This is a genomic window from Rhizobium pantanalense (assembly GCF_030182525.1).
Lineage (GTDB): Bacteria > Pseudomonadota > Alphaproteobacteria > Rhizobiales > Rhizobiaceae > Rhizobium.
On the sequence record NZ_JAQJCH010000004.1, the window covers coordinates 47,412 to 65,171 of the forward strand.

The following is a 17,760-nucleotide window of genomic DNA, read 5'->3' on the forward strand; positions in this document are numbered from 1 at the left end:
GCGGAAATTCAAACCGTTACCGCCCCGTTGCCCATCCGGTCATGCGGAGCAGTAAGGCAAATCGATACAGATGGCCGGAAATCCGGCTGGCTGACAATGCACTCGCAACCTGTAGGGAGGAATATATGCGACGGCATCTCTTGACGACAACGGCAGTTGCCTTGCTGGCCCTGGCCGGCACGGCGCACGCCGGCATGAACGAAGCCAAGACATTCTTGGACAAGGAGATCGGCGATCTCTCGACGCTCTCGCGCGCCGACCAGGAAAAGGAAATGCAGTGGTTCATCGATGCGGCCAAGCCTTTCCAGGGCATGGAAATCAAGGTCGTGTCGGAAACCCTGACGACGCACCAGTATGAATCGCAGGTTCTCGCCCCGGCCTTCACCGCCATAACAGGCATCAAGGTCACTCACGACGTCATCCAGGAAGGCGACGTCGTCGAGAAGATCCAGACCCAGATGCAGACCGGCCAGAACCTTTATGACGGCTGGGTGAACGATTCCGACCTCATCGGCACGCATTGGCGCTACAAGCAGGTTCGTAACCTGACCGACTGGATGGCTGGCGAGGGCAAAGACGTCACCAATCCGGGCATCGACATCGCCGATTTCATCGGCACCAGTTTTACGACTGCTCCCGACAAGAAACTCTATCAGCTCCCCGACCAGCAGTTCGCCAACCTCTACTGGTTCCGTTACGACTGGTTCAACGACCCGAAGAACAAGGCCGATTTCAAGGCCAAGTATGGCTACGAGCTCGGCGTGCCGGTCAACTGGTCGGCCTATGAGGATATCGCCCAGTTCTTCACCGGTCGCGATGTCGACGGCAAGAAGGTCTTCGGCCATATGGACTATGGCAAGAAGGACCCGTCGCTCGGCTGGCGCTTCACCGATGCCTGGCTTTCCATGGCCGGCAACGGCGACAAGGGCCTGCCGAACGGTCTGCCGGTTGATGAATGGGGCATCAAGGTCGATGCCAATTCGCGCCCTGTCGGCTCCTGCGTCGCCCGCGGCGGCGACACCAACGGCCCGGCTGCGGTCTATTCGATCCAGAAATATCTCGACTGGCTGAAGGCCTATGCTCCGGCGGAAGCGCAAGGCATGACCTTCTCGGAATCCGGCCCGGTTCCGGCCCAGGGCAATATCGCCCAGCAGATCTTCTGGTACACGGCCTTCACCGCCGACATGGTCAAGCCCGGCCTGCCGGTCATGAATTCGGATGGCACGCCGAAGTGGCGCATGGCGCCGTCTCCACACGGCGTCTACTGGAAGGACGGCATGAAGCTCGGCTATCAGGACGTCGGCTCCTGGACGCTGATGAAGTCGACCCCCGTCGATCGCGCCAAGGCCGCATGGCTCTATGCGCAGTTCGTCACCTCGAAGACGGTGGACGTGAAGAAGAGCCATGTCGGCCTCACCTTCATCCGCGAATCCACCATCCGCGACAAGAGCTTCACCAAGCGCGCGCCGGAACTCGGCGGTCTGATCGAGTTCTACCGCTCGCCGGCCCGCGTGCAGTGGTCGCCGACCGGCACGAACGTTCCTGACTATCCGAAGCTCGCACAGCTCTGGTGGCAGGCGATCGGCGATGCCGCTTCCGGTGCCAAGGATGCGCAAGGAGCCATGGATGCACTTTGCGCCGACCAGGAACGCGTCATGCAGCGCCTGGAACGTGCAGGCGTTCAGGGCGACATCGGCCCGAAGCTCGCCGAAGAGCACGATCTTGCCTACTGGAACGCCGATGCCGTGAAGAACGGCCATCTCGCTCCGCAACTGAAGATCGCCAACGAAAAAGAAAAGCCGATCACCGTCAATTATGACGAACTGGTCAAGAGCTGGGCCGACGCGAAGAAATAAGCAACCGCACTTGGAGATGCGGCAGTGCCGGGGTCTGAAAGGACCCCGGCATTTTTTATTGTTTCAGAGCTCCAGCACGGCCTTTGTCAAAAACGACGCCGCATGAAAGCGCTTGGTATAGTGGGCCGCAAATCAAAATCAACTGAACCCGGATCCGCCAGCTGTCATATACTTGACACATTCCGTCTACGCGCAAACTATCCTTATCCGGGTCAAGACTTTGACGCCTGTTTGAAATCGTTGATGCAATGAGTTGATTTCCAGAATTTCATAAAGGAGAACGGAGTGGAAAATAGATATATAGGGCGCCTGACATTCGTGATCGGCCTTGCGTCCGCCTTGCCGGCTTTGGCCGCCGATCTGCCGGCCGCCATGCCCGACGACAATCTCAATGCCGTTCTTTGGGATCAGACCTCGGTGGAGGCGCAGGCCAACGCGCTTGGTGCCTATGCGCTCGGCCGCATCAGGCTCGACGAAGCGCTGGCCGAGAAGAACTGGACCGCAGCTCCGGTTGAGCAGACAGGTAATTTCCAGGACTTTCCACCCGCCATCATCCTCGATGTCGACGACACCATCCTTAACACCTCGCCCTATCAGGCGCGTAACATCACGACGGGTACAAGCTTCAAGCCTGAAACCTGGACGCAATATGTCAATGCCCAGCAGGACAAGCCGATTCCCGGCGCGGTGGAATTTACCCAATATGCAGCGTCAAAAGGCGTGAAGGTCTTCTACGTGACCAACCGCACCGCCGATGAGGAAGGACCGACCGTTGAAGAAATGAAGCGCCTCGGTTTTCCGATGGGCGACAATGTCGACACTTTCCTGAGCGCCAAGGAGCAGCCGGACTGGGGTTCGGCCAAGGGCACGCGCCGCGCCTTCATCGCCAAGAACTATCGCATTCTCCTGATGTTCGGCGACAATTTCGGCGACTTCACCGACGACTACAAAGGAACCGTCGAGGAGCGGCAGAAGGTGTTCGAGGCCAACAAGGCGCATTTCGGCCACGACTGGATCGCCATCGCAAATCCGACCTATGGCTCGTTCGAAAGCGCACCCTACAAGGGCGATTACAAGCTGCCGCCGGAAGAACAGCGCAGGATGAAGCAGGATGCCCTGAAGCCCTGGGATGGGAAGTAGGCGTCTTTCGAGAGTGATTGCCAGGCGCGTTCAAGTCTGTGGGACCTTTGTGCCTGGCCCCTCATCCTAGCCTTCTCCCCGCATGCGGGGAGAAGGGACGATCAAGAAGCCGCCGATCGTCAAACAGACTGAAGCTAAGTGAGGCACGATACCCCCTCGCCCCGCTTGCGGGGAGAGGGTTGGGGTGAGGGGCCAGGCACAAAATCAAGGCAAAACCGAATTAGCCTGACCGTCATCCACATAGCCAACTATCAATCACCCCTTCCGCTTCAACTTCGCCGCACCTTCCTCCACCAGCCGCTGCGCTGCCTCGGCGACCGTGATCTTGCCGAAGGCGAGCTGGTCGGCGACAGGGCGGGCGACGTTCGCGTCGAATTCCTGGGAGCCGAGTGGCGCCGGCACGGGATAAGTGCCGACCTGATCCTTCAACAGCTCGATATAGTGCACCGTCTGCTGCTCCACCGGATTGAGCGTCGGCAGGATGGCGGCGCGTACGGCGGGCGACATCGGCACGCCGCGTTCGACGCCGAGGATCTTGCCGGCTTCGACATCGTTGACGAAGAAATTGATGAACTTGGCTGCCGCTTCGCCATTCTTGCTGGTGGCACCCACGCTCCAGATCAGCGCCGGGCGATAATAATGGCCAGAGGGGCCATCCTTCTTCTCACGCGGCAGCATGGTGACGGCGAGCTTGCTCTTGACGACAAGCTGATAGCCGACGAGCTGGTTGGAATAGGCCATGCCGATGGCCGATTTGCCGAGCGCCAGACAATTGCTTTCGATAACGTTCTGGTCGAGCGTCTGCACATCGGCGGAGACCGTACCACCGCGTTTGCGCAGCTCTTCCCAGTAGCTGTACCATTCCTTGGCATCGTCGACACCGAAGCCGAGCCCGCCTTCTTCCGTAAAGAGGCTCTTGCCGCGCTGGCGCAGCCAGACATCAAGCACATAATTGTAGCGCGCGCCATAAGGGCCGCCCCAATAGCCACGCTTGCCGGCAGCCTTGGTCATTTCCACGGCGAGATCGGCATATTCGGCCCATGTCGTCGTCGGACCGGGAGGCGTCAGGCCGGTCTTCTTGAACATGTCCTCGTCATAGAACATCGCGAAGGAATTCAGCCCGAGACCGACGCCGTAAAGCTTGTTGTCGACCGTGGTCAGCTTCAGCACGTCCTTGCCGAAGCTGTCGACATTCAGCGTCGAGGGCACGAACTGGTCGAGCGGCATGCAGGCGCCGCGCTTGGAATAGTCGGAGATCGTGCTCGGCTCGAGCTGGAAGACATCGGCGATGTTCTGGCTGGCCATGCCCGTGGCAAGCTTCGCCCAGTAGCCGTCACCGCTGATGCTCTCACCGATGACGGACAGATCGGGATTCTTGCTGTGAAACAGCTCGGCCACCGCGACGGTGCGCTTGCCGCGATCGGGCGAGCCCCACCACATGGCCCGGAGCTGCGTCGTATCGGCAAAGGCGGGCATTGCGCTTCCCCCGAAGGCAAGGCCAGCTGCGGTTCCGGCAGCTCCGATCATGAAAGAACGACGATTCATGCGCATGAGATTCCTCCTTCTCTTGCGTTGTCATCCGCAGCGATCTCCCCGACGCCTTCTACGGACAAGTCAGCACGACGATATGCAACTTCATTGCATAGTGCAATAAAAAATCTTTCTATTGCAAATTTGCATAATTTTGCATAGCGTTTGCGATATGAACGATATTCGCTCCAAACGCATCAGGCAGGCAGACATTGCCACCGCCGCCGGCGTCTCCGTCTCGACGGTGTCGCGGGTCCTCACCAATGAACCCGGCATCAGCGAGACGATCCGCCAACACATCTTCAAGGTGGCAAGCGATCTCGGCTATCCGCTGAAGACCTCAGCCGAGACGGCGGCCGGCGGCCTGGCATTGATCGCCAGCGACAGCGTCACCGGCGGCTTGAGCGTCTTCTATGAGGGTATTCTGGAGGGCCTGCGCGCAGGCGCTGCCGAGCGCGGCATGCGCTTCGACATCCGCCTCATCCGCGAGGCAAGGACGGAACCGGAACTGGTGAAAGAATATCTGCAGAGCGCCGGTGCCGAGGGCCTCTTTCTCGTCGGCATTGACCCCTCGGAAGAGCTCTGCCGGTGGCTTGAGACCAGCGGTACGCCGACCGTGCTTGTCAACGGCACAGACCCGAAGCTGCGCTTCGACGGCGTTTCGCCCTCGAATTTCTTCGGCGCCTACAATGCCACCAGGCGCCTGCTCGATGCCGGCCATCGCCGCATCCTGCATCTGACCGGCTCGCATCGCCAAACGATCCGCGAGCGCATCCGCGGCTTCGAGGCGGCGATCGCTTCGGTGGAAAGTGCTGAAGGCCGCATCGTGCCGATGAATTTCAGCGGCAGCTCCAGCCAGGAGGCCCACGACAAGACCGCCGAGATCCTTGCCGCAGGCGAAGGCTATACCGCCGCCTTCTGCATGAACGATTTCATCGCCGTCGGCGTGCTCGACGCCGTCATTGAAGCCTGCCTGCGGGTGCCGGAGGATTTCGCCATCGTCGGCTTCGACGATCTTCCTTGTGCCCTGATGACCAATCCGCGGCTGGCAACCATGCGCGTCGACCGCGCTGCCCTTGGCCGGGAAGCCATCGGCCTGATGATCGCACGCTTCCGCGATCGCGATGCGCCGGCCCGCCACATCTGCCACGGCGTTCCGCCGATCGCCGGCGGCACGCTGCCACCCGAAACCTGAAGCTCAATCCCACCGCGGAAACGATCGAGAAGGCCGAACCGATGATCTATGACCCCGCCAGCTCCAATCCGCTTGCCGGCAACCCGCTGAAGACTCTCCCGGACATGCGCCGCGCGCTGACTGACCTGTTCGATCCGCTGTTGCCTTATTTTTCCGAGGGCAATGCCCGCGTCCGCATCGATGGCGCAGGCGCTCATTTCGACCGCGCAGCCGCCGATCTCGAGGGTTTCGCCCGCCCCCTCTGGGGCTTGGCGCCGCTCGGCGCCGGCGGCGGCGACTTCCGCCATTGGGATCGTTACGCCGCAGGGCTCGCCAACGGCGTCGACCCGAAGCATCCGGAATATTGGGGCACGGTCAATGGCCGCGATCAGCGCATGGTCGAGCTCGCCGCCCTCGGCTTTGCGCTGGCGCTCGTGCCCGAAAAGATCTGGGAACCGCTCGATCGGCGCGCCCGCGACAATCTGATCGCCTATCTCAAGCACGCCCGCGCCTTCGACTACGCCGACAATAATTGGAAATTCTTCCGTATCTTCGTGGATATCGCTCTCGACCGACTCGGCGCCACCTTCGACCGCAGCCTGACGGAAACCTATCTGAACGAGCTGGACGGCTTCTATATCGCTGACGGCTGGTATCGCGACGGCAATGTCCGCCGCATTGATCATTACATTCCCTTCGCCATGCACTTTTACGGGCTGATCTATTCCAAGCTCGTCAATGATGACCGCTCCGAGCGCTACCGCGAGCGCGCCATCCTCTTCGCCAAGGATTTCCGTCACTGGTTCGCGCCCGATGGCGCCACGATACCCTTCGGCCGCAGCCTGACCTATCGCTTCGCCTGCGCCGGCTTCTGGTCGGCGCTCGCCTTTGCCGATGTCGAGGCGCTGCCTTGGGGCGAAATCAAGGGCCTGTGCCTACGCCATTTGCGTTGGTGGGCCGACAAGCCGATAGCCCATCGCGACGGCACCCTGCCGATCGGCTTTGCCTATCCCAACCTGCTGATGTCGGAGAATTACAATTCCGCCAGCTCACCCTATTGGGCCTTCAAGGCCTTCCTGCCGCTGGCACTTCCCGAAACGCATCCGTTCTGGGCTGCAGAAGAAAAGCTGACGGAGAGTGAGCCGGCTATCATCCCGCAAAAGCATCCCGGCATGGTCCTGATGCGCAACAAGGATGATGTCGTTGCACTCTCCTCCGGCCAGGAAAACCAGCAGATGCGCTTCGGCGCGGAGAAATACTCGAAATTCGCCTATTCCGTCCGCTACGGCTTCAGCGTCGAAAGCGACGAGCGCATCTTTGCCGGCGGCGCCTTCGACAGCATGCTCGCCTTCAGCGACGACGGCCTACACTATCGCGTGCGCGAAACCAATGAAGAGGCGAAGCTCGCCGGGGATACGCTTTACGCCAAATGGTCCCCCTATCCGGACGTGACAGTAGAGACCTGGCTGATGCCGGCCGCGCCCTGGCACATCCGCCTGCACAGGATCACCACGCCACGGCCGCTGCAGACGGCCGAAGGCGGCTTTGCCATCGCGCGGCGGGATTTCGAAGCCGACACGCTCTCCTCCGCCACTGGTGCCGCCTCTGCCATAGGCGAAGAAGATTTCAGCGGCATTCTCGACCTAGGCTCGACGATCCCACGCGAAGGCGTCGCGCAGAAGGCGCCGCCGAACACCAACCTCATCGTTTCCAAAACGCTGGTGCCGCAATTGCGGAGCACCATTCCGGCCGGCGAAACCATTCTCGTCTCTGCCGTGCTTGCGGAGAAAGACCCGTCCGCCGTCAATCACGCCTGGAACAAGCCACCCGCAAAACCCGATATCGATGCCTTACGCGCCCTCGTCAAAGACAAAGGCATCACGGTCAGCGCCATCAAGGCACCGGGTCGCCTGCCATGACGCAATCCCTCTCCGGCCGTCCGGCCATCGCATTTGCCATGCAACCATCGCGCACGCAGCATGTTCTTCCAGACGCACTTATTCAGCGCCTCGATACTATCGGTCGAGTGCTCGATGCCGCACCGATGCAAAGCTTCGACGACGAGCGTGTGGCCAAGCTGCTCGCGGAAACCGAAATCCTGATCACCGGCTGGGGCGCTCCGACGATCGATGCTGCTGCGCTCGCAAAGGCGCCGCATCTGAAGCTGGTGGTCCACGCCGCCGGCACGGTGAAAGGCCTGCTCGGCGACAGCCTCTTCGATCGCGGCATCCTGGTCAGCCATGCCGCCCAGGCCAATGCGCTTCCGGTCGCCGAATTTACGCTTGCGGCCATCATCTTTGCCGGCAAGAAGGTCTTTCGCTTTCGCGACTTCTACGTTGCCGACCGCAATCGCCAGCGGACGGTACCGATGCAGGCCGAAGCCATCGGCAATTACGGCCGCACCATCGGCATCATCGGCGCCTCGCGGATCGGCCGGCGGGTGATCGAGCTGCTGGCGCCCTTCAATTACCGCATCCTGCTCTATGACCCGATGATCGATGCGGCCGAAGCGACACGCCTCGGCGTCGAAAAGGCCGAGCTGGACGCGCTGATGGCATCGGCCGATATCGTTTCCCTGCATGCACCCTCGCTGCCTGCCACAAGGCACATGATTAACGCCCGACGCCTCTCGCTAATGAAAAAAGGGGCGACGTTCATCAATACGGCACGCGGCGCACTGGTCGATGAAGCGGCCCTGATCGGCGTGCTAAAGACCGGGCGTATCGACGCGATCATCGACGTCACCGATCCGGAAATTCCAGAAGCCGCCTCGGCGTTTTACGAGCTGCCGAACGTCTTCCTGACGCCGCATATTGCCGGTGCCGTCGGGTTGGAGCGAACTCGCCTCGGTGAGATGGCGGTCGACGAAGCCATCCGCTTTATCGAAGGCAAGCCGCTCCTCTATGAAATCCGTCGCGAGGATATGGCGCGGATGGCATGATGCGACGCAGCAAATCCATGAAAACACCCTGAAATCGCCCCATTTCGGCACAGACAAACAACCCGTTTTTAATCATTCCGCGCTAGCAATCTCATGAGCGTGTGTCCGTCAAAAGCTCGGTTTCGAATTTTTGGAAAGGACCATGCGCCGGCAGGTTGTTGCTGCGTATCGTGTGCCTCCGGAAGACGCACGGCGCAGCAATGAAGAGGTTCTAGTAATGCGTAGCCGCGTCCTTTCCATTCTGGCCGTAATGCTGCTCGGCGTGCTGGCGGGCTGCGCCACCGCACCCCGCCATACTCGCAACATCTGCGCGATCTTCGACCAGCGCGACGGCTGGTTCAACAATTGGCAGCGGGCTGCCGAACGCACTGAACGCAAATACGGCGTGCCCGTGCCAATCCTGATGGCGACGATCTATACCGAATCCGGCTTCCGGCCGCGCGCCCGCCCGCCGCGGCGCTATTTGCTCGGCTTCATTCCCTGGAAGCGCCCGACGACGGCTTACGGCTATTCACAGGCGCTTGACGGCACGTGGGACAAGTACAAGCGCGAAACCGGCAACTGGACGGCGAGCCGCACCAATTTCGCCGACGCCATCGACTTCGTCGGCTGGTATCACTACCAGACGCACCTGCAGACCGGCATTGCCCTGAACGATTCCTACGATCTCTATCTCGCCTATTATTCCGGCGCCAAAGGCTATCTGCAGGGAGCGTGGCGCGGCAATGGAACCGCCCTTGCCGGCGCCAAGCGCTTCAACGGCATGACGCGGATCTACGCTCAGCAACTGCCGAGCTGCAGCTGATCTCGAAACGGGAAAACTCAATACCGCGGCTTTAAGGCCTCGGCTCCAGCAAGTTCAACCCGCCATCTTCGCCCCAGATATCGGCAACCGATACCTGCTGACCCGTGCGGCTGCTCTGCAGCGCGGCAATGCCGCAGAGAACCGACATCGCTCCAGCCCGCGAGCCGGCCCGCTGCTTGAGCTCGTCATTCGGGCCGGAGCGCAAGAGCATATTGCGCAGCCGGTCGTCGCCGCCATAATGCCCACCGGATGAATGCGGTACCCATATCCGCTCGACATCGCCGAAATTCTTCATAACGACGATCTCGTCTGCCGGCGGTGTCGTCCAGTTCTGCTTCTCGTATTGGCGCAGCTCGATGCGGCCCTTGTGTCCGTTGAAGGCGATGTGATGCCCTTCGATCGGCATGTAGGTATTAAGGGAATAGGAGACATTGACGCCGTTGCGATAGCGGATGGATGCCACCATCGTGTCCGGAATATCGATATCCTCGCGGAATACGCAGGCATCGCGCACATAGCCGTCGACGGATGAGGGGTCTTCATAGAGGCTTTCGAGTAGCGGCGTTGCGCTGATATCGAGATAATAGTCGCACTCGTCCTTGAAACGACAGGTGCGACAGCGCTCGCCGCGGAACGGGCCTTTGCGGCCATAATGCTTGAGATCGGCAAAGGCGGCGACCGTTTCCGGATCGGAATCCAGATACCAGTTCAGAAGGTCGAAATGATGCGTCGCCTTATGAACGAAGAGGCTGCCGGAATTTTCGACATAAGCATGCCAGCGGCGGAAGTAATCGGCACCATGGCTGGTGTCGAGATACCAATGGAAGTCGACAGAGGTGACATCGCCGATGACACCGGAATTGATCAGCTCCTTGATCTTCGCCGCCGTCGGCGCGAAGCGGTAGTTGAAGGAGATATCCAGCCGTTTGCCGGTACGCGCCTCCGCATTGAGGATGCGCTTGATCTTGCCGACCGTCGTCGTCATCGGCTTCTCGCTGATGACATCGGCGCCAGCCTCCATCGCCTTGACAATCAGATCGTCATGGGTGGAATCGCGGCTGCAGACGATGACGAGATCCGGCTTTTCCGTCCGCAGCAATTCGTCGAAGTCGGTATAGATAGGCACCGATGCGCCGATATAGTCGAGCGCCCGCTTTGCCCGCATGGCGTTGAGATCGCAGACCGCCACGAGCTCGACCTCGCTGCTCCAGCGCTCGACCAGATCCCTGCCCCACATGGTCACGCCACGATTTCCCGTGCCGACCAGTGCGTAGCGTTTTTTCGATGACTGCATCTGCTCCTCCAGAATCTGCAAACAGCGATAATGAGGCCTCGGCGGCCTGAATTCATTTCGGCGGCGTGCCCCTCACCCCGCTCGCGGGGAGAGGGGCTTTCCCTGCCATGCCCACGCCTGCTGAGGGTGGCGAGCTAGAATGCTTCGCTCCGTCGTCCCCCTCTCCCCGCTTGCGAGGAGAGGGCTAGGGTGAGGGGCCAAGCACGGCAGCATCTGCAGGCTAGTACGGCGACCTCTCCATCGCCGTCCAATCCGGCGCGACCGACGAACCGAGACCGACAGCACCGATAACGGAGCTGATCGCAAGTTGCCCCGCCTCGATCCGCAATCGTGTGCGGCCATTGCTGACACGGTAGAGATCTGAATGCGCCTCGGCGAAAGCGGCCTGCTCCGCCTCCGGCGCACCGGCCATGCCGTCGACATAGTGATGGCCGTTGCGCTCGATATGCGTCATGCCGATGAGGGAGGCGAGCGCCAGATCCTGCTGCACGGCAAGGCCACCCTGCGTGGTCAGATCCTCGGCCGACATGAAATAGGAAATGCCATCCTCGGCGCTCCATTTGGCGACGCGCGCCCGGTTCAATAGCGAGCGATAGAAACCCTTGCAGGATTTCGAGGATATACCGGTATAGCCCAGCCCCCTCGCCGTAACGAAGGCATCGATATCGGCATCGGATTCGTCGATTTCCACCGGCTTGAAGGAGGCAAGCACCTTGACCGGCTTCTCGAAAGCATGGGCGCGAGCGATCGGCTGTTCGACGAACAGGACCGATGCCGCAAATCTTGCCAGCCTCGGCTCCGCCTTCACGCGGGAAAGCAGATCAGCGACCGCCTCGGCGGATGAGAATTGTTCGTTGCCGTCTAGCGTCACCGAGTAATTGGACACCTTCGCATCGATAACGGCAGCGACGCGGCAGAGGCGATCAATATCAGCCTCGGCTGCACCCGAAACCTTGACTTTGAAGAAGGTCAGGCCGTAGGCGTCGATCGCCTCTTCGAAACTTTCCGGCAGGCCGTCATTCAGCCGCTCGCTTGGCGGAATATCGCCTGGCACGATGGCGTCCACCAGACCGACGGTATGGCGGGCGGCAAGGCTTGCGGCCGGCTGCAAGGTTGCAAGGAAACCTGAGAGATCGAAGCCCGCGAGATCGCGCGTAGTGGAAGCATCGATGCCAGGGCGGTTCGCCTTGATCGCTTGCGCGACGGTCAGCCCCTCCAGCCGGCAGAGCGCATCGAGAATGGCCCGATTGGCAAGTGCCAAGCCGAATGATGCGACAAGCCCGTTCAGCTTCTCGGCTGCCGCTTGCGCATGATGCGAGGCCTCGACGGCGGCATGCAGGCCGAAAGCCGTTTCTGACCCGGCACTTCGCAACGCATCGAGCGCCAGTGCCAGCGACCGTCGCAGCTGGTTTTCATTGTCGGCGTTGGAAAGCTCGGGCGATTTGTCGAACCATTTCGGCACCATCAGCTCGGCAGCCATCCCCTCGGCCGAGCGCCCTTGCGTATCCACGATGCGCACCCGCAGAAAGATCTGCCGCGCCTCGCGCAAGGTTGCTGCGCCGAAACGGAAGGGCAGCCGCAGCTTGACCGGGCGCTCGAATGCCTCGGCCTCGACAAGCCTGATTTTCAATGGATCGGTCATGATGTTAGGCGGCTCCCGTGATGGTCAGGCAAGTCTATTTGCTTGGGATCGGTTCGTTGCAGAACCGGTTCTTCAAATCTCCGGCTCCGTCGCATTGTAGCGACAGGCTCACGCTATCCCCTCCATCCCCAATTCCCTCCAGAACCAGGAAAAGCAAATGCTTGATCAATCAAACAATGTAACCATATGGTTACAAGATCGCGCGTTACCTCCAGCCTTGTCAATCACCCTTTTGAAAATTTCTCGAAACCGCTGCGCTGCCCGGCACTACGCCCGGATAGAAGCGAGCGTGACGGCAACGATATGCTCACCCCACTCATTCAGCGCATCCGGGGACGTTAGCTTCCGCGCGAAAATCGTCGATAGTGTATGGCGGTTCGACAGATAGAAAAAGCCAAGTGCCGCGATCGTGAGATAGACGGATATGGGATCGACCGCCGGCCGGAAAATGCCAAGTGCCTCCCCACGGCGCAGCACGTCCGCAAGTTCGTCGATCAGATGCGAATGCATGGCCGAGACTTTGTCGGAGCGCTGCAGATAATGCGCATGATGCAGGTTTTCGGTGGCAAGCAGACTCAGAAACTCAGGATGCGCAAGAAAATGCCGCCAGGTGAACAAGGCCAGCTCCCGTATCCCCTCTTCCGGATGGCGATGCGCGAGATCGAGCTGTTTTTCGGCATTACGGATCGTCGCATAGGTCGCCTCCAGCACGGCGAGATAGAGCCCCTCCTTGTCGCCGAAATAATGATAGAGCATCCGCTTGTTCGTTTGTGCCCGCGCTGCGATCGCATCCACCCTGGCGCCACCGAAGCCATGCGCGGCAAATTCCTCCGTCGCCGCGTCTAGGATCGTGGCATGGGTGCGCTGCGGATTGCGCGACGCTTTTCTCGACCGCTTGCCCACGACCTTGTCGGCATCCACTTGCGCTTTATTTTCAGTCTCTTGTCTCGCCCTGACCGCCATGGACGATCTCCTTCCGAACGGTAGCATTAGCGACGGATGCTGCCGGTTCCGGCATGCATCGTTTTGATCGCCGCACGATTGGCGCTTGACAGCGGTCGCGTTTCTATCCAACTTGTAACCAAATAGTTATATCATGCAAAGCAGTTCGTAAATCATCGGTTCACTGGGGAGGAGACCAGGATGACGTTGACGATCGACCGCCGGCAGTTGCTAGCCGGCATGGCAGCCACGCTTGCCTTCAGCGGTATGGGACTTTCACGCGCCAATGCGGCAACCGCGATGCGTCTTCTTTGGTGGGGGTCGAAGGAGCGCAGCGACCGGACATTTGCAGCCGTAAAGGCCTATCAGGCCAAGAACCCGGATATTACCATCGCCGGCGAATCCTTCGGCTGGGACAGCTATTGGACGCGCTTGGCCACCCAGACCGGCGGCGGCAACGCGCCCGACCTTATCCAGATGGATTACCGCTACATCTTCGAATATGCCCGTCGCGGCGCGCTGCTCGATATGACGCCTTACCTCGGCAAGAGCCTGGCAATCGAAGATTTCGGCCCGGCCAACATCGATTCCGGCAAGGTTGATAACAAGATCTACGGCGTCAGCCTCGGCGTGAATTCCTCAATGGTCGTCGTCAACTCGGCCGCCTGGAGCGAAGCCGGCGTCGAGCCGCCGCATGACGGCATGGCCTGGGAGCAGCTCGGCGATGCCTGTGCCAAGGTGACAGCCGCCAAGAAACGCCGGGGCTTCTATGGCACGGCCGATGCAAGCGGCGGTGAGCCGGCCTTCGAATGCTGGCTGCGCCAGCGCGGCAAGGCGCTCTACACGGCCGACGGCAAACTGGCCTTCGAGGCTAAGGATGCCACCGAATGGTTCGATTTCTGGGGCCATATGCGAGAGATTGGTGCCTGCACGCCAGCCGACGTCCAGGCGCTGGACCAGCAGACCCTCGAAACCGACATGCTCGTGACCAAGAAGGCGGCCGTCAGCTACGCCCATTCCAATCAGTTCGTTGCCATTCAGGGCTTGGTCAAGGAGAAGCTTGATATCGTCTCCTATCCGGCCAATGCCGACAGCAAGCCCGGCCAGTATCTAAAGCCGTCCATGCTGATGTCGGTTTCGGCAACGTCCGCGAACAAGGATGCCGCCGTCGCCTTCGTCAATTACCTGGTCGAAGACCCGGAAGGCACCAAGGCACTCGGAGTCGAGCGCGGCGTTCCGCCTTCAAAAAAGATCCGCGATCTCCTGACGCCGGGTCTGGACCCCGTCAGCAAGCAAGTGGTCGACTATATCGGCCGACTGACACCGCATGTCGGAGCGCTGCCACCGTCACCGCCGAACGGCGCCGGCGAGAATGCGTTCCTGTTGAAGAAGATCGCCGAGGAGGTGGCCTTCGGCAAAACCAGCGCACAGGACGCTGGAACGAAGTTCACCGAACAGGCAGCAGCAAACATTACGCGAGGCTGATACCGTGGGTACAAACAGCAAGAGCGTTGCCGGCGGCTTGGCCGTCGGCGCGCGCGCGCCGTTGCGCGTGGAAACCGCTTATAAGGCGCCGAGCGCATTCGCGCGCAACGCACCCGGCTATCTCTTCCTTCTGCCGTGGTTCATCGGCTTCTTCGGACTGACCCTCGGGCCTGCGATTGCCTCGCTCTATCTCTCCTTCACCGATTACAATCTGCTGCAGTCGCCGAACCTGGTCGGCATGGAGAACTACGTGCGGATCGCAACGGCCGACGACAAGTTCCTGTCGTCGATGAAGGTGACGCTGTTCTATGTCGTCTGTTCGGTGCCGCTGAAGCTCGCCTTCGCGCTGCTGGTAGCGCTGCTGCTCAACCGCGGCATCAAGGGCCTGCCGGTCTACCGTGCCATCTTCTACCTGCCCTCGTTGCTCGGCTCCAGCGTCGCGATCGCGGTGCTGTGGCGGCAGATCTTCGATGCTGACGGCATCGTCAACACCCTGCTCTGGTACGCCTTCGGCATCAACGGGCCGAGCTGGATCTCCAATCCCGATTATTCGCTCTATACGCTCGTCATTCTCGCCATCTGGCAGTTCGGTTCGCCGATGATCATCTTCCTCGCCGGCCTGCGCCAGATCCCCACCGATCTCTATGAGGCCGCCAGCCTTGACGGCGCTTCCAAGGCGCGGATCTTCTTCAAGATCACCCTGCCGCTTCTGACCCCGGTCATTTTCTTCAACGCGGTGGTCCAGACGATTGACGCCTTCAAGGCCTTCACGCCGGCTTATGTGATTTCATCCGGCACCGGCGGGCCGATCGATTCGACGCTGTTCTACACGCTCTATCTCTACCAGGAAGCCTTCGGCTATTTCCGCATGGGCTATGCCTCGGCGCTGGCCTGGATCCTGGTGATCATCATCGCGATCTTCACCGCCTTCTCCTTCCTCTCCGCTCGTTATTGGGTCCATTACGATGACTGACGCGAAGCTCACTCATTTTGCCGAGGACATGAAGCCGCCGCGCGAGCGTCCATGGTTCCTCTCCGCCCTCATCCACGTCGCTCTCGTCGCCGCGTCGATCGTGATGCTCTATCCGCTACTATGGATGCTCTCAGGCTCGATCAAGGACCAGAACGAGATCTTCGGCACGGCGTCGCTGATCCCCTCGCAATTCGATTTCAGCTCCTATGCCCGCGGCTGGTTCGGCGGCCAGGTCACCTTCGGCAAATTCGTCTGGAATTCAGCCGTCATCGCCGTGCTATCGGTCATCGGTAACGTCATTTCCTGCTCGCTGGCGGCCTACGCCTTCGCGCGCTTAAATTTCTGGGGCAAGAATTTCTGGTTCGCCCTGATGCTGGGCACGCTGATGCTGCCCTATCACGTCACGCTGATCCCACAATATATCCTCTTCCTGAAGCTTGGCTGGGTAAAAACCATGCTGCCGCTCGTCGTGCCGAAATTCCTGGCCGTCGACGCCTTCTTCATCTTCCTGATGGTGCAGTTCTTCCGCGGCATTCCGCGCGAGCTGGACGAGGCCGCGATGATGGATGGCTGCAGCCCATGGCGCATCTACTGGCGCATCATGCTGCCTCTGTCGCTTCCCGTTCTGGCGACGGCCGCCATCTTCTCCTTCATCTGGACCTGGGACGATTTCTTCGGGCCGCTGATCTATCTCTCCGACATCAATACCTACACGGTGCAGCTCGGCCTGCGCTCCTTCGTGGATTCCACCGGAAGTTCCGACTGGAGCAGCCTGTTTGCCATGTCGAGCCTGTCACTGATCCCGGTCTTCCTGATCTTCCTCTTCTTCCAGAGGCTGCTGATCGACGGCATCGCGACCGCCGGCCTCAAACGCTGATTATGAACCTCGCAGCCCCAAATACCCAAGATTTGGGGCTGCGAACCAACAAACCCACGAAAGGAAATGTCGCATGAGCGCGCTGCGCTTCGCCGCCATCGGCCTCAATCACGATCATATCTACGGGCAGGTCAACGTCATGCTGCGGGCCGGCGCCGAACTCGTCGCCTTCCACGCGTTAGAGGATGATCTCGCCGCCGTCTTCGCCGACCGTTTCCCGCAGGCACGACGCGTTGCCGACAAAAGGGAAATCCTCGAGGACAACTCCATAGCGCTGATCGTCAGCGCGGCGATTTCCAACGAGCGCGCCGGCCTTGCTATCGAGGCCATGCGCCACGGCAAGGACGTGATGCTCGACAAGCCCGGCATGGTGACGCTGGATCAGCTCGCGGAAGTCAAAAAGGTGCAGGCCGAGACCAAGCGTATCGTCTCCATCCTCTATTCCGAGCATTTCGAAACGGCATCGACGGTCAAGGCCGGTGAGCTGGTCAAGGCCGGCGCCATCGGCAAGGTCATTCACACGACCGGCCTCGGTCCGCACCGGCTACGCAAGCCGACCCGGCCGGACTGGTTCTTCGACCGCAAGCGTTATGGCGGCATCATCGCCGACATCGCCTCACATCAATGCGAGCAGTTTCTGTTCTTTGCAGACTCCCTCGAAGCCGAAGTGCTGTCGGCGACGGTATCCAATCGTGCCAATCCGGAAACGCCCGGCCTACAGGACTATGGCGATTTCCATGTGAGGACACCCGACGTCACGGGTTATGTTCGGGTCGACTGGTTCACGCCGGACGGGCTTTCCACCTGGGGCGACGGCCGTCTGTTCATCGTCGGCACGGAAGGCACGATCGAGCTGCGCAAATATATCGACGTCGCCGGCCGGCCCGGCACCGATCATCTCTTCCTCACCGACCGCAAGGGCATGCAGCATATCGATTGCAGCGGAGTGGAACTGCCCTATGGCCGCCAGCTTGTGGCCGACATCAGAGATCGCACCGAGACGGCCATGGGCCAGGAACATTGCTTCAAGGCCATGGAGCTGGCGCTGAAGGCGCAGGCCCTTGCCGAGGCAACATCGCTCAACAACATTCAGAGGTAGTT

The 17,760-nt window shown here is 60.5% G+C and carries 14 protein-coding genes; 10 read left to right on the forward strand and 4 right to left on the reverse strand.

The window, feature by feature from the left end; all coding sequences use genetic code 11:
• Nucleotides 1–125 precede the first annotated feature (125 nt).
• Nucleotides 126–1,856: an ABC transporter substrate-binding protein gene (locus PH558_RS11990; RefSeq protein ID WP_095433107.1), complete on the forward strand. Its 1,731-nt coding sequence runs from the start codon at nucleotides 126–128 to the stop codon at nucleotides 1,854–1,856.
• A gap of 285 nt (nucleotides 1,857–2,141) precedes the next feature.
• Nucleotides 2,142–2,996 (forward strand): 5'-nucleotidase, lipoprotein e(P4) family, encoded by an 855-nt coding sequence (locus PH558_RS11995; RefSeq protein ID WP_285204513.1) that lies wholly within the window; start codon nucleotides 2,142–2,144, stop codon nucleotides 2,994–2,996.
• A 255-nt stretch (nucleotides 2,997–3,251) separates the two neighbouring features.
• Here PH558_RS11995 and PH558_RS12000 read toward each other — a convergent pair whose 3' ends face one another.
• Entirely contained in the window at nucleotides 3,252–4,547 is a 1,296-nt protein-coding gene (locus PH558_RS12000) for an ABC transporter substrate-binding protein (protein ID WP_285204515.1), read from the reverse strand.
• 151 nt (nucleotides 4,548–4,698) lie between these two features.
• On the opposite strand from PH558_RS12000, the gene PH558_RS12005 reads away from it, so the two are divergent.
• The 4 genes from PH558_RS12005 to PH558_RS12020 all read left to right on the forward strand — a co-directional run bounded on the left by PH558_RS12005 (nucleotide 4,699) and on the right by PH558_RS12020 (nucleotide 9,446).
• Nucleotides 4,699–5,721, forward strand: a complete 1,023-nt coding sequence (locus PH558_RS12005) for a LacI family DNA-binding transcriptional regulator (RefSeq protein WP_285204520.1) — start codon at nucleotides 4,699–4,701, stop codon at nucleotides 5,719–5,721.
• Nucleotides 5,722–5,762: 41 nt separating this feature from the next.
• Nucleotides 5,763–7,619: a DUF2264 domain-containing protein gene (locus PH558_RS12010; protein ID WP_285204525.1), complete on the forward strand. Its 1,857-nt coding sequence runs from the start codon at nucleotides 5,763–5,765 to the stop codon at nucleotides 7,617–7,619.
• Nucleotides 7,616–8,641, forward strand: coding sequence for a hydroxyacid dehydrogenase (locus PH558_RS12015; protein ID WP_095433112.1), 1,026 nt, complete (start codon nucleotides 7,616–7,618; stop codon nucleotides 8,639–8,641). Before PH558_RS12010 ends, PH558_RS12015 begins: the two co-directional genes overlap by 4 nt.
• A gap of 217 nt (nucleotides 8,642–8,858) precedes the next feature.
• Nucleotides 8,859–9,446 (forward strand): transglycosylase SLT domain-containing protein, encoded by a 588-nt coding sequence (locus PH558_RS12020; RefSeq protein WP_095436071.1) that lies wholly within the window; start codon nucleotides 8,859–8,861, stop codon nucleotides 9,444–9,446.
• Between the two features lie 31 nt (nucleotides 9,447–9,477).
• Here the strand turns inward: PH558_RS12020 and PH558_RS12025 are convergent, their stop codons facing one another.
• The 3 genes from PH558_RS12025 to PH558_RS12035 form a co-directional block, all read right to left on the reverse strand.
• Entirely contained in the window at nucleotides 9,478–10,740 is a 1,263-nt protein-coding gene (locus tag PH558_RS12025; RefSeq protein WP_095433113.1) for a Gfo/Idh/MocA family protein, read from the reverse strand.
• 220 nt (nucleotides 10,741–10,960) lie between these two features.
• Nucleotides 10,961–12,382, reverse strand: coding sequence for an enolase-like domain-containing protein (locus PH558_RS12030; RefSeq protein WP_285204539.1), 1,422 nt, complete (start codon nucleotides 12,380–12,382; stop codon nucleotides 10,961–10,963).
• A gap of 267 nt (nucleotides 12,383–12,649) precedes the next feature.
• The gene (locus PH558_RS12035) at nucleotides 12,650–13,345 is read right to left on the reverse strand and encodes a TetR/AcrR family transcriptional regulator (RefSeq protein ID WP_113407927.1); all 696 of its coding nucleotides are present in this window, start codon (nucleotides 13,343–13,345) and stop codon (nucleotides 12,650–12,652) included.
• Between the two features lie 180 nt (nucleotides 13,346–13,525).
• On the opposite strand from PH558_RS12035, the gene PH558_RS12040 reads away from it, so the two are divergent.
• The 4 genes from PH558_RS12040 to PH558_RS12055 all read left to right on the forward strand — a co-directional run bounded on the left by PH558_RS12040 (nucleotide 13,526) and on the right by PH558_RS12055 (nucleotide 17,758).
• Complete coding sequence (locus PH558_RS12040; RefSeq protein ID WP_095433116.1) at nucleotides 13,526–14,809, forward strand: ABC transporter substrate-binding protein; 1,284 nt, start codon at nucleotides 13,526–13,528, stop codon at nucleotides 14,807–14,809.
• A 61-nt stretch (nucleotides 14,810–14,870) separates the two neighbouring features.
• The gene (locus tag PH558_RS12045; protein WP_095436072.1) at nucleotides 14,871–15,782 is read left to right on the forward strand and encodes a carbohydrate ABC transporter permease; all 912 of its coding nucleotides are present in this window, start codon (nucleotides 14,871–14,873) and stop codon (nucleotides 15,780–15,782) included.
• Nucleotides 15,775–16,659: a carbohydrate ABC transporter permease gene (locus tag PH558_RS12050; protein ID WP_483314147.1), complete on the forward strand. Its 885-nt coding sequence runs from the start codon at nucleotides 15,775–15,777 to the stop codon at nucleotides 16,657–16,659. The genes PH558_RS12045 and PH558_RS12050 overlap by 8 nt, the downstream gene beginning before the upstream one ends.
• Nucleotides 16,660–16,732: 73 nt before the next feature.
• Entirely contained in the window at nucleotides 16,733–17,758 is a 1,026-nt protein-coding gene (locus PH558_RS12055) for a Gfo/Idh/MocA family protein (protein ID WP_285204542.1), read from the forward strand.
• Nucleotides 17,759–17,760 lie beyond the last annotated feature (2 nt).

What these genes read in the sequence shown, in the direction of transcription:
- PH558_RS11990 (WP_095433107.1), top strand. Translation starts at nt 126, where the DNA reads ATGCGACGGCATCTCTTGACGACAACGGCAGTTGCCTTGCTGGCCCTG.
- PH558_RS12000 (WP_285204515.1), bottom strand. Translation starts at nt 4,547, where the DNA reads ATGCGCATGAATCGTCGTTCTTTCATGATCGGAGCTGCCGGAACCGCA.
- PH558_RS12005 (WP_285204520.1), top strand. Translation starts at nt 4,699, where the DNA reads ATGAACGATATTCGCTCCAAACGCATCAGGCAGGCAGACATTGCCACC.
- PH558_RS12010 (WP_285204525.1), top strand. Translation starts at nt 5,763, where the DNA reads ATGATCTATGACCCCGCCAGCTCCAATCCGCTTGCCGGCAACCCGCTG.
- PH558_RS12015 (WP_095433112.1), top strand. Translation starts at nt 7,616, where the DNA reads ATGACGCAATCCCTCTCCGGCCGTCCGGCCATCGCATTTGCCATGCAA.
- PH558_RS12020 (WP_095436071.1), top strand. Translation starts at nt 8,859, where the DNA reads ATGCGTAGCCGCGTCCTTTCCATTCTGGCCGTAATGCTGCTCGGCGTG.
- PH558_RS12025 (WP_095433113.1), bottom strand. Translation starts at nt 10,740, where the DNA reads ATGCAGTCATCGAAAAAACGCTACGCACTGGTCGGCACGGGAAATCGT.
- PH558_RS12030 (WP_285204539.1), bottom strand. Translation starts at nt 12,382, where the DNA reads ATGACCGATCCATTGAAAATCAGGCTTGTCGAGGCCGAGGCATTCGAG.
- PH558_RS12035 (WP_113407927.1), bottom strand. Translation starts at nt 13,345, where the DNA reads ATGGCGGTCAGGGCGAGACAAGAGACTGAAAATAAAGCGCAAGTGGAT.
- PH558_RS12040 (WP_095433116.1), top strand. Translation starts at nt 13,526, where the DNA reads ATGACGTTGACGATCGACCGCCGGCAGTTGCTAGCCGGCATGGCAGCC.
- PH558_RS12050 (WP_483314147.1), top strand. Translation starts at nt 15,775, where the DNA reads ATGACTGACGCGAAGCTCACTCATTTTGCCGAGGACATGAAGCCGCCG.
- PH558_RS12055 (WP_285204542.1), top strand. Translation starts at nt 16,733, where the DNA reads ATGAGCGCGCTGCGCTTCGCCGCCATCGGCCTCAATCACGATCATATC.